At 60.6% G+C, this 11,413-nt stretch carries 9 protein-coding genes; 5 read left to right on the plus strand and 4 right to left on the minus strand.

Annotated features, from left to right (window positions below; genetic code table 11):
• Positions 1-564: 564 nt before the first annotated feature.
• From B7X90_RS17485 to B7X90_RS17495, 3 genes are all read right to left on the minus strand, one after another.
• Positions 565-1,182, minus strand: coding sequence for a WYL domain-containing protein (locus tag B7X90_RS17485; protein WP_292626672.1), 618 nt, complete (start codon positions 1,180-1,182; stop codon positions 565-567).
• A 29-nt stretch (positions 1,183-1,211) separates the two neighbouring features.
• The gene (locus B7X90_RS17490) at positions 1,212-4,688 is read right to left on the minus strand and encodes a DNA methyltransferase (protein WP_292626677.1); all 3,477 of its coding nucleotides are present in this window, start codon (positions 4,686-4,688) and stop codon (positions 1,212-1,214) included.
• 91 nt (positions 4,689-4,779) lie between these two features.
• Entirely contained in the window at positions 4,780-4,962 is a 183-nt protein-coding gene (locus B7X90_RS17495) for a hypothetical protein (RefSeq protein ID WP_292626679.1), read from the minus strand.
• A 230-nt stretch (positions 4,963-5,192) separates the two neighbouring features.
• Between B7X90_RS17495 and tig the strand changes: the two genes are divergently transcribed.
• The 5 genes from tig (at position 5,193) to B7X90_RS17520 (ending at position 10,986) form a co-directional block, all read left to right on the plus strand.
• A complete protein-coding gene (gene tig / locus B7X90_RS17500; protein WP_292626680.1) occupies positions 5,193-6,773 on the plus strand; it encodes a trigger factor in 1,581 nt (526 codons plus the stop codon).
• 350 nt (positions 6,774-7,123) lie between these two features.
• Positions 7,124-7,738 carry a hypothetical protein gene (locus B7X90_RS17505; protein WP_292626681.1) on the plus strand — a complete coding sequence of 205 codons (615 nt, stop codon included), beginning with the start codon at positions 7,124-7,126 and terminating at the stop codon, positions 7,736-7,738.
• A gap of 164 nt (positions 7,739-7,902) precedes the next feature.
• On the plus strand, positions 7,903-8,610 hold the full coding sequence (gene clpP, locus B7X90_RS17510; RefSeq protein WP_292626682.1) for an ATP-dependent Clp endopeptidase proteolytic subunit ClpP: 708 nt from the start codon (positions 7,903-7,905) through the stop codon (positions 8,608-8,610).
• A 152-nt stretch (positions 8,611-8,762) separates the two neighbouring features.
• A complete protein-coding gene (gene clpX, locus B7X90_RS17515; protein ID WP_292626685.1) occupies positions 8,763-10,019 on the plus strand; it encodes an ATP-dependent Clp protease ATP-binding subunit ClpX in 1,257 nt (418 codons plus the stop codon).
• Between the two features lie 796 nt (positions 10,020-10,815).
• On the plus strand, positions 10,816-10,986 hold the full coding sequence (locus B7X90_RS17520) for a hypothetical protein (RefSeq protein ID WP_292626686.1): 171 nt from the start codon (positions 10,816-10,818) through the stop codon (positions 10,984-10,986).
• 221 nt (positions 10,987-11,207) lie between these two features.
• Here B7X90_RS17520 and B7X90_RS17525 read toward each other — a convergent pair.
• On the minus strand, positions 11,208-11,413 hold a 206-nt coding region (locus B7X90_RS17525; RefSeq protein WP_292626688.1), incomplete at its 5' end, for a helix-turn-helix domain-containing protein.

Below are 11,413 nucleotides of genomic sequence, written 5' to 3' on the forward strand. Positions count from 1 at the left end.
CTCATAACCTGAAGGTCGCAGGTTCAAATCCTGCCCCCGCAACCATAACAACAACCCCCCCCTCAACGCCAGGCCTGTTGTGTGACCATGCTGCAACAGAGTACTGCAAAATCAACTGCAGCAATTTCTCCATGTGACACCCTCCTGACAACGCGCTAACCCAAATCCCGCACAACGTCGCCCGGCGCGGCCTTGGGAGAGGATGCGACAACAATCGCGCCGCGCCGGGTGTTAGAGCACGTTCCGACCAATCTGGATCATCGTGACGGAGCCGAATTTATTTCAGGGCAAGGCGCGAGGAAGGAGCAATGCTGAGGCATTGTGACTAACGAGCAACGCTGCGCTGGAGCAAATTCGGCCCGCCGCTTTGCGGTTGTGATAGGAAGCTCGCTGGACAGCGTTGCATCGCTTGCAGGGGCAACCAGCCCCTGCTGCACGCTACGCCTTGCCAGCGAGCTTCCTATCGCAATCACGATGAACCAGATTGGTCGGAACGTGCTCTAGGCCTTCTGGGCACTCATAAAACCCTCTCCGGGAAACTGGCGGGGGTTTCGTTGTATTCCGTCAGGCCCGCAACGCGGCACTGTCTGCAAGTTTTTGCAACAGGGACAGGCGCTGGGGACCAAAACCTGCGGTCCCAACTGTCAGATCACCCATTGACCGCACGAAAAACTGGCGAATGTCGCCGCGTTTTTCGCACCATGCCAGCAACTTTATGCCTTGTGCGGGGTGGACAATCGCCAGCGGCAGGGCAGTGCGCGAAGTCTGTTGGTCCTCCAGATCGGTGTAGTGGAATGACACGGCGCGGCAGTGCTGTATTGCGGAGTGCAATAAAGCCAACGCGGGCGCGGCGGCAGAATCGCTGCCCAGTGTGTTGTAGCGGTGTACCGCTGCGTCCACATCATACGCCTTGTAAACCTGCACCAGCATCGCGGCTTCCGGGTCACTGGCTTGCAAGCGGGCCAGCGTTGCTTCGGCCTTTGCCGCCAGCACCGGATCACCGCGTTCGCCCGCGCGGGCAAGGCCGCGCAGGGCGGCATCGCGCATGTCTGGATCGTTCAGATCAACCTTTTGATTTGCATCAGCCAGCGCGTGGGCGGTGGCGGGCAATGCTGCCAATGATCCGCTCAGCCCCGTGGCAAAGGCGCGGCGTGTCAGGGCGAGGTGTTTGTCAGAACGCACGTCGTATTCTCCATGCAAGGCCCCGCCGTTTACGCGGCATAGCGGCCATCGTTCAGCCTGCGGGCCATGCCGATGCTGGCAAGGGCATCGAGCACCGGGCGGACGGTGGCGGCGCGTTTGCCCTTGAAGGCGCGGGCGACGTCTTGCGGGGCGAGGGGGGCCTGTGCGGCAGACAGGATGGATTGCACGGCGCTGACCTGTTCGGGCAGCGATCCGGGCCAGGGGATGACATTGTCGGGCAGAACCGCCGCCGCCTCGCCCAGATCGAGCGTCTGGGTGATCGGGGCCTGATAGTCCGGCGCTTGATATTCCGGGCGCAGCCAGCGGATCAGGCCACGCGCTTCCTCGGCCGCGCGTTCCTTGTTCAGCGCGACAAGGCGGGTGAGGATGTCCTCGTCAGACAGGTCAGCGGACCAGCCATAGGCCTGCGCTACCAGAGCATCGATGGCATCGTGGTGCTGGCGGATCAGGGTGACAAGGCCCCGGTCATGCATGTCGCGCTCCGCCTCGGTCAGCGCACGGCCCGCTTTCAGCGCTTCGAGCACGTTGTAAAGCCGGGTCAGCGTCAGATCTTCGTGGGCATCCAGCACGCGCTTGCGCAAGGCATCAAGCGCTTCGGCCTCGGCGCGGATTTTGGCCTTGAGCGGTTCGGGGACATCGGCGGGGAAGGGGAACGGCTCGAAGCAGGTCGTGTTGTTGTAGACTGGGTCATTGCCTACGCCTTGCCGCCCGCCAGCGGCGTCAGACCAAAGCTTATGGACTCGACTTGAGAGCACGCCCAAATGGAAGGCATCTTCGGTCGCGACGCCGCGAATCTTCTGGTCTGGCAAAATAGTGGAATGGAGAAACGTGAACCAACGGTGTTTTGAAGTTTCGGTCGTTGCGAGATAGCGAGATTGTCTTTGAAGGGCGGCTCGCATACCCGGTCGCGGTTTAGCGAAGAGCCACCATTCCGAAGCATATTGCTGCGAGTCTGACGTGTCGCCTGATCTTGCCGCTCGACCATCTTTGACCCGGTTTAGCACAAACTGGAACAGCGCAGGTGAAGCTTTACGTGCCCGCGATTCGTCGAGGCCGAAGTAGTCAATGATAAAGCCTGGGGCCTTGTTGTCGGTTAACTCGTTACCGACAAGGTAGGTGCGGACGACCGACGGAAGGTTGGAAAGGTCGCAACCGCATTTCACCAACTCATCTGCAGAAATCCGAAAACCTGTACCAGAAGGGATAACGCCCATGAAGGAAAGTGCGTCGTTACTCTTTAGTGGACCGCAGTCTGTGATGTTGGCTCCAATGGTAAGATTGCTGTGAATTTGGCCAAGGCGCGGAATCAAATCCACGATATTTGGCTGACCTTTTACCTTGCTCTCCGACTTGATCGTCTCAAGGATGCCCACTCTTCCGCCTCTCGAAGCGACCGTCATCGATATGCGCACCTGAGCGGTAGTTTCATCGTCCATCCACGGATGATCGGGGATGGCAAAAGAAAGGTTCAGCGCAGGTCGGACCTTCAGCCATCGCTCAATTACGGCTCGATTGGTGACCTGCTTAATGCTGTTGGTTGAAACCAGCCCGAAAGTTCTCAACCTGCCCGATTGTGTAAGTTCGGCGCAACGGTCCCACCAGTACATTACCAAGTCGACGCTTTTAGGCACCTTCGGCCATGCGGCTCGCAAAGCCTTCGCGTAGTTTTCTCCAAGCCGCTTCCTCATCCGCTTATTCCCAATAAACGGTGGATTGCCCACGATGAAATCTGCTTTGGGCCACTTGGCGGCGCGGGGCTTTACATAGCGATAGACTTCGACCCGCGCATCCTCGTCGGGCACGGGCTTGCCGGTCACCGGATGGACCTTCATCGTCTCGCCATCCCAGCGGCTCACCGGCGCTCCGGTCTCGTCACGCTCCAGCACGCGATCATCCCAATCGATCAGGGCATCGCGGTTCTCGATGGTTTTTACATCGCGCAGGATCGGCTCTGGCGGAGCGCGGTCTGCGCCGTTCACACGGAAGTGCCATTGCAGATAGCCGATCCACAGCACCAGTTGCGCAATCGCGGCGGCGCGCGGGTTGATCTCTATCCCAAGGAAGTTTTCGGGCGTGATGGTGTGCCCGGTCAGTTCGGCCACATATTGGTCGTCTCCCAGCTCCACCAGCAGGTCCAGCACTTCGCCTTCCAGTTCCTTCATGCGGGCCATCGCCACATAAAGGAAATTGCCGGTGCCGCAGGCGGGATCGAGCACTTTGGTCTGCGCCAGACGCGCGTGGAACGCCTCGACAAAGGCCTTGGCCTCATCCGGCTTGCCCTCTTCGATCAGCGTTGCCGCCGCCCCGCGCACCCCGTCCCAATCGGCGCGCAGCGGTTCCATGATGGTGGGGCCGATCAGCCGTTCCACATAGGCGCGCGGCGTGTAATGCGCGCCCAGCTTGGCCCGCTCCTTCGGGTTCAGCGCGCGTTCCAGCAGGGTGCCGAAGATGGCAGGCTCCACCTCGGTCCAGACGTGTTCTGCCGCCTGGATCAGCACTTCCAGTTCCTGCGCATCCAGCGGAATGGCGGTACGTTCCTTGAACAGGTATCCGTTGAACTTCTTCATCGGCACGCCCAGCGCGGGCGAAAATTCGCCCTTGTCCATCGCCGCCCACAGCGCGGAAAGCTGGTGTTCCAGATGTTCAGGATGGGCGCGCTGGTTCTTCAACAGCGTGGTAAAGCTGCGTTCGGGGATCAGCCCGCTGTCTTCGGCAAACATCGTGAACAGCACGCGCATCAGAAAGCCGCTGGTCGTCTCGGCATTATAGCCGCGCTTTTCCAGCCTGCGGGCAACGGTTGCCAGCAGATCGGCTATATCGCGGGTGACGCGGGCAGCACGGGCGGCGGGATCAAGGCTTTTGGGATCGGTCCAGATTGCGCGCAGCCGTTCGCGCACATCAGGATCGCGCAGATCCTCCAGCATGATGCGATAGCGCGCCCGATCCGGGAACTGGGCATAAGCCTTTCCGGTGCCGGTGAAATCGGCATAGACTTCAATGCAATAGCCAATGTCAGCCACCAGCAGGAACGGCGGCCAGCCGTGGTCTGCGGGCAGCGCCTTGGCATAGCGTTCGGCCTGCCCCTTGGCCTGCACCATCGCCTTGGCCCAACCCGGCGTGCCGCGCCGGGCGGTGCCGCGCTTTACGCGGGCGGTGGCGGTCTGCCCGAAGATGTCGAGATCATCCTCACCCTTTTCCGCTGCCGCCCGGTCAGCCTCGCTGCCCTGCTTGGCCTCAAGGATGAAGCCGCCGCGTTTGTAGCAATCGATCCGGCCAAAGCTTTGCGTGCCATCGCCATTGTCCTGAAACACGCGGCGTTCGAACACGTAATCGTTGTGCCGGTCATCCGTGCGGCTGCCGGCGGGGGCATCCAGCCCGATCAGGTGGCACAACCCGTTGATGAAGCTTTGCGTATTGGCCAGTTCACTGCCGCCGGTATCGCGCCAGGCGGCAATGAACTTCTCGATCTCGGCAGCTTCGGTCATGGCCGCAGGGTAAAGCACAGCGGGTAACGGGGGGCAATGATGCTCGGCTTTTGCTCCGAACTGCTGCTCCGAACTGCGGCCCTGCCCCGAATCAGTCGGGGGCGGTGGGCACTTCCTGCGGTGCGCCCGGCTGCACCCGGTCTGGTTCCAGCACAGGCATCTCGTCAGGCTGGATCACCGGGGGCACGCCATCGGGTTCGGTCACCGGCGGGCTTTCGGGCGGGGATTGCGGTTCGATTCGGTCTGGCTGGGGAGAATCGGGGGTCGTGGCCATGGTGCGGCTCCTGAAATGCGGTGTTTCTTCCCCAACTCGCCGCGACTATACCCGGTTCCATCGTTGTGTGCATGGTCCAAATCCAAGGCGCTTGCCCTTTTCCGGCCACTGCGATAGGGGCACCGCTCGCTTTTCGCCGGATGCGGGCGTGGCGGAACTGGTAGACGCAGCAGGTTTAGGTCCTGCCATCGCAAGATGTGGGGGTTCGAGGACATGGAAGTTGGATCAGGATGCAGATCGTCGAAACCACCAACGAGGGCCTGAAGCGCGCCTACACCGTCACCATCCCCGCTGCGGACATTGCCGCGCGGGTTGAAGGTGAGGTCAAGAAGATCGCGCCGCAGATCAAGATGCCCGGCTTCCGCCCCGGCAAGGTGCCCGCAAACCTCGTGCGCAAGATGCACGGCCCGCAGCTTCATCAGGAAGCATTGCAGACCTCCATCCGCGAAGCGATGGACAAGCTGGTGGCCGACAACAAGCTGCGCCCCGCCATGCAGCCCGCCGTTTCGATGGGCGAAGGCTATGGCGAGGGCAAGGACGCCGAACTGACGGTTGAGCTGGAAGTTCTGCCGCAGATCGAAGCGCCTTCGCTCGATGGCCTGAAGCTGGAAAAGCTGACCGTTCCCGTGACCGACGCCGAAGTGGCCGAAGCGGTTGAGCGCATCGGACAGGGCCAGAAGTCCTTCGCCGACGCTCCCGAAGGCGCAGAAGCCAAGGACGGCGATCAGATCATCATCGACTTCCTCGGCAAGGTCGATGGCGTTGCCTTTGAAGGCGGCGCTGCTGAAGATACCCCGCTGGAACTCGGCGCGGGCCGCTTCATCCCCGGCTTTGAAGAGCAGCTGGTTGGCGTGAAGGCGGGTGACGAAACTGTCATCACCGTCACGTTCCCGGAAGACTATCCGGCCGAAAACCTCAAGGGCAAGGAAGCCACCTTCGACATCACCGTCAAGGCGGTGAAGGTTGCGGGCGAATTCGAAGCCAATGACGAATTTGCCAAGATGCTCGGCCTTGAAAGCCTTGAGCAGCTGCAGGGCCTGCTGCGCGGCCAGCTTGAGCAGGAAACTGCCGGCCTGACCCGCACCCAGATGAAGCGCGCGCTGCTTGATCAGCTGGCTGCGGGCCACGACTTTGCCGTGCCGCCTTCGATGGTCGAAGCCGAGTTCGAACAGATCTGGACCCAGCTTCAGCAGGAAGCCCAGAACGAAGAGAACCCGGAAGACGCGCTGAAGGAAATCGAAGCCGAGAAGGACGATTACCGCAAGATCGCCGAACGCCGCGTGCGCCTCGGCCTGCTCCTGTCGGAAATCGGCCAGGCCAACGGTGTGCAGGTTTCGGCCCAGGAAATGGAAATGCTGATCCGCCAGGCGGCGCAGCAGTACCGTGAACAGGACCGCCAGCGCTTCGTTGAATACGTGCGTTCCGAACCGCTCGCCGCGGCCCAGCTGCGTGCTCCGCTCTATGAAGACAAGGTCGTCGACTTCCTGTTCGACAAGGCCGAAGTCACCGAGCGTGAAGTGACCAAGGAAGAGCTGCAAGCCGCGATCGAAGCCGAGGAAGGCGCAGTCGCCGAAGCCAAGCCCGCTGCAAAGAAGGCTGCGCCGAAGAAGAAGGCTGCTGCTGCCAAGGAAGAAGCTCCGGCTGAGGACGCTGCTCCTGCTGCTGAAGCGGCTGAGGAAGCTCCGAAGAAGAAGGCTCCGGCCAAGAAGAAGGCTGCGGTTGAAGACGCTCCGGCTGCTGAAGCTGCCGCTGAGGAAGCTGCGCCTGCTCCCAAGAAGAAGGCACCGGCCAAGAAGAAGGCTGAAGACTGATCTCCATATCGGATTGATCCGGCCCGACGGGGCTGGATATCGGACGGCCCGGTGCGCATTTGCGTGCCGGGCCGTTGGCGTTTGCAGGCCAAAACTACGTAGTCTCCCGCAGCTTGAACGCGTATTTTGCTAAGGATTGGGCCGATCCCTCGGCTTCCGATCATTCTGGTGATTCGCGTGCGAGTCGCATTGTGGGATCATCCTGCGGCAAGGAACCTCCTTGAGGGTGACTGCCCATGCACACGGTACGCAATAGAGTGGCCTCGCGCCCACGCCCGCCCATCACGCACGCAGGCGCCAAGGTGGCGAAGTCCAAGACCCGAAAGCCACGCTGCAAGGAGCCAGCGTTTTTGCTGCGCACGGCCCATCCGCCAGCGTTCCCGGCGCACCTGATCGTGCCGCCGCCGCGTGGCGCGGTGATCTCGACCATGCCTTGGCCTGAAGCGCCAAAACAGAAGGCCCAAACTGCACCAAAGAAGCCCCAAAAGGCTGCAACCCGCCGGAAGACCGCACCAAAGGCAAAGGGCGGCGCCGGGAAAAAGCCGCGCAAGACCACTGCAAAGCACACTCCACCCCCGGCAACCGCCGCAAAGGAAGCGCCCGCGCCCATGACCACGATCGACCTGCTCGACCGCGCGCTGGCGATCCAGCCAGAGTCTCATCCAAGTTCACCGCCCCCATCCCCAGCCCCCTGCAATGCCTCCCCGGAAGCAGGGGGCGTTCCGCTGCCCCGATCCCGTGCCCCCGCACAGGTGCGGGGCAGCGGCTTGATCGATGCCATCGGGGATTGGTTGCGCCATGTTGCCAACAGGCTTGGCCGCTGGAGAGGCGGGCGGCGGAACGCTGGCTCGGATCGTGCCGCGTCTGTGCACGCTGCGGCTCGCCAACGTGCGTTGCAGGCGCAGTTCGAAGCGCTTGAGGCTTTGCGGGAAATGGCCAAGGCCGAGGACGCAGCATCGAACTGACGGGTGCCCATTGCCCGTAAATCGCAGTGATGGGTGGTTGGTAGCGCCTCATAACACCTTTGTGTTCATGCAGTTCCACGCAAATCCCCGGATTCGCGGTTAACGCCCTTGAACATCTGGCCGTGGCACGCGACATAGCGGGGTCTAACCAGATGAGGATTCCCATGCTCGACCTGTTCGGCGCTTCCGGCGCCAGTGTTTATGGTTCCCAGGGCAAGTTCAGCCACGATCCAGTGACCGGCGCACTGATTCCTGTCGTGGTCGAGCAATCGAGCCGTGGCGAACGCAGCTTCGACATTTATTCGCGCCTGCTGCGCGAACGCATCATCTTCGTGACGGGCGAAGTCGAAGACCACATGGCTTCGGTGATCATCGCCCAGCTCCTGTTCCTCGAATCGGAAAATCCGTCGAAGGACATTTCGATGTACATCAACTCGCCGGGTGGCGTGGTGACGGCAGGTCTCGCGATCTACGACACCATGCAGTACATCCGCCCGCGCGTGTCGACCGTGTGCATCGGGCAGGCCGCATCGATGGGCTCGTTCCTGCTCGCCGCCGGTGAGCCGGGTATGCGAATCGCGCTGCCCAATGCGCGGATCATGGTGCATCAGCCTTCGGGCGGCGCACGCGGCATGGCTTCGGACATCGAAATTCAGGCGCGCGAAATCCTGCGTATCCGCAAGCGCATGAACGACCTCTACGTCAAGTTCACCGGCCGCACGCTCGACGAGATCGAGAAGGCAATGGACCGCGACACGTTCCTCGAAGCCGAAGAAGCCTTGAAGTTCGGCCTTGTCGACAAGGTTTTCGAATCGCGCCCGGCCACCGATGCGGTTGGCGAGGAAACAGGTTCGGGCGGCGCGCCGACCTGATCGAATGCCTTCGGTGGCCAAAGTCTTAAGCCCTGCGAAAGGCTTTGGCCGCTAAGGACGTGATACACATTATCGAGTCCGGTTGATTAATGCCCTTGCGGTAGTAGGATAGCCGGACCCGCCTCTCGTGGAGGGGCGCCTGGGATGGACGAATGACCAAGCTTTCTGGATCGGATACCAAGAGCACTCTGTACTGCAGCTTCTGTGGGAAGTCGCAGCACGAAGTGCGCAAGCTCATTGCCGGGCCAACCGTGTTCATCTGCGATGAATGCGTTGAACTGTGCAACGACATCATCCGCGAAGAGACCAAGGCCGGCATCGCCGGGAAGAAGGATGGCGGCGTACCCACCCCGCGTGACATCTTCGAGACCTTGAACGATTATGTGATCGGCCAGGACCGCGCCAAGCGCGTGCTCTCGGTGGCGGTCCACAACCACTACAAGCGGCTGAAGCACAGCGGCAAGGGTGGTGAGGTTGAACTCTCGAAATCGAACATCCTGCTTGTCGGGCCGACCGGTTGCGGCAAAACCTTGCTTGCACAGACTCTGGCCAAGACGTTCGACGTGCCCTTCACCATGGCCGATGCCACGACGCTGACCGAAGCCGGTTATGTGGGCGAGGACGTGGAGAACATCATTCTCAAGCTGTTGCAGGCGTCCGACTATAACGTCGAAAAGGCCCAGCACGGCATCGTCTACATCGACGAGATCGACAAGATCAGCCGCAAGGCCGAAAATCCTTCGATCACGCGCGATGTTTCGGGCGAAGGCGTGCAGCAGGCGTTGCTCAAGCTGATGGAAGGCACCACCGCATCGGTTCCGCCGCAGGGCGGGCGCAAGCATCCGCAGCAGGAATTCCTGCAGGTGGACACCACGAACATCCTGTTCATCTGTGGCGGTGCGTTTGCCGGTCTGGACAAGATCATTTCGGATCGCCTCCAGAAGCGCTCGATCGGCTTCGGCGCGCACGTCGCCGATCCTGATAAGCGCAAGGTGGGCGAACTGTTGCAGAAGGCAGAACCGGAAGATTTGCTCAAGTTCGGCCTGATCCCCGAATTTGTCGGCCGTCTGCCCGTGATCGCAACGCTCGAAGACCTTGATATTGAAGCACTGGTCAAGATCCTGAGCGAACCCAAGAACGCGCTGGTCAAGCAGTACGCCAAGCTCTTCGAACTCGAAGACGTGACGCTGACCTTCACCGAAGACGCACTCGAAGCCATCGCCAAGAAGGCCATCGCGCGCAAGACCGGCGCGCGCGGGCTGCGCTCCATCGTCGAAGGCCTGTTGCTCGACACCATGTTCGACGTGCCGACCGAGACCGACATTGCCGAAGTCGTCGTCGACAAGGATGTCGTCGAAGGCCGCAAGGACCCCGTCCGTGTCCACAAGGGCAAGGAAGAAGCGGCCTGAGGGCTGGCTGAAACTGAACAACAAAAAGGGCGGGGCCACACGGCACCCGCCCTTTTTTCTTGGGGTTTATATCGCTTGCAAACACGTGCCCGATTTTTTCGACATTGCGAGCGTAGCGAAGCAATCCAGAGCGCCGCTGCGCTGACACTGGATTGCTTCGTCGATGTGACGGGAATAATGGTTCTGCAAAGAAGGCGGTGACGTGGGATCGGCTGGCGTTTACCGGCATTCGGTGGGATTTTTCCTTAGAAATCGGGCATTTTTGAGAGGCCGGGCCGCTCCTACATGCTTTCTGCAAAAAGTCGGCGGAACCCACTTCTGAGGGCAAATTCGGCGACTTTCCCGATGTTAACGCCTTCCCCTCTTAAGTGCCGCCTAAAAGGCCTCTGAAGCCTTGTTTAGCGCCGCTTAAGAGGCATTCGCAAGGGGTGGAAATGGGCCGGTTCACAAGCGGAATTCAATTTTTTCCGCCAACTTTCGCATGATGGCCTAAAATCAAATGCAAAACCTCCAAAAATACCATATAATCAATATCTTCCTCGCATAGTGAGGGTGGAACGGCAATGTTGCTAAGTCGGCGGTTTTTTGGCGCTCCAAAGCGGAGCGCTTCCTATCTTTTCCGGGCCGGAAAAGTTCGCGGCTTTCGAAGCCTTGCCGATCGGCGCGGCTGGCCGTATTCTGCCACGGCCACCACACGTTTCGGACGTATGCCTTGGGCCTTTGGGGCATGTAGGCCGGTGATCCAAGGTTTTGGCCCAGATTGAGTCAAAACTCTCTTCAGAGAGAAGCGCTGGGCATGTATGCGATCCTGCAAGTTGTGGCGGCGGTGCTGGGTGCAGTCCTGAACCTCCTGCTTGCCTATCAGGCCTACATGACCAAGAAAAAGGCGTGGAAGGTCGTTGTCCCTGCGGTTTCGGCGATTGCCTTTCTCGCGACGTCGGCGGTGCGGGCCGGGTTGATCGGTTGACAGCGCGGGCTGCGCACTTATGCTTGGCTTTCCTCAACATCGTTTCGGACGTTATGCCTTGGGCCTTTGGCATGTAGGCTGTTGAGCTCCTTCGCATTGACCAAGGCCAGAGTTGCGCGCCGATCTGAGCCGGGCTATTGCATCAACGCTGCGTTACGTTTCGGACGTAAATCTCGGAAGTGGGCTTGTACATGCTTCCCTGGAACCACCCTTTGACCATTTTAGTTTGAACCTCCGCGATGCTCGCGCAGGACGCGGTAAACCATGCGTTCGTGGATAAACAACTGCCGCGCAATTTCTTTGCCGGTCAAACCTGTTTCGTGAAGCTCAAGGGTCGTGTCCCGGTACGTGGTGTAGGTTCTGCCGGTAGCGAAGCTGACCGGACACGCGCTAATCGATAAAGCGCTGTAGTGTCCGGTCAGTTTCG

It is taken from the genome of Novosphingobium sp. 17-62-19, from assembly GCF_002256775.1.
In the GTDB taxonomy this organism is placed as follows: domain Bacteria; phylum Pseudomonadota; class Alphaproteobacteria; order Sphingomonadales; family Sphingomonadaceae; genus Novosphingobium.

Bases quoted from the DNA above. Each gene is read 5' to 3' on its own strand.
- B7X90_RS17520 (WP_292626686.1), top strand. From the start codon at position 10,816: ATGTATGCGATCCTGCAAGTTGTGGCGGCGGTGCTGGGTGCAGTCCTG.
- tig (WP_292626680.1), top strand. From the start codon at position 5,193: ATGCAGATCGTCGAAACCACCAACGAGGGCCTGAAGCGCGCCTACACC.
- B7X90_RS17490 (WP_292626677.1), bottom strand. From the start codon at position 4,688: ATGACCGAAGCTGCCGAGATCGAGAAGTTCATTGCCGCCTGGCGCGAT.
- B7X90_RS17495 (WP_292626679.1), bottom strand. From the start codon at position 4,962: ATGGCCACGACCCCCGATTCTCCCCAGCCAGACCGAATCGAACCGCAA.
- clpP (WP_292626682.1), top strand. From the start codon at position 7,903: ATGCTCGACCTGTTCGGCGCTTCCGGCGCCAGTGTTTATGGTTCCCAG.
- clpX (WP_292626685.1), top strand. From the start codon at position 8,763: ATGACCAAGCTTTCTGGATCGGATACCAAGAGCACTCTGTACTGCAGC.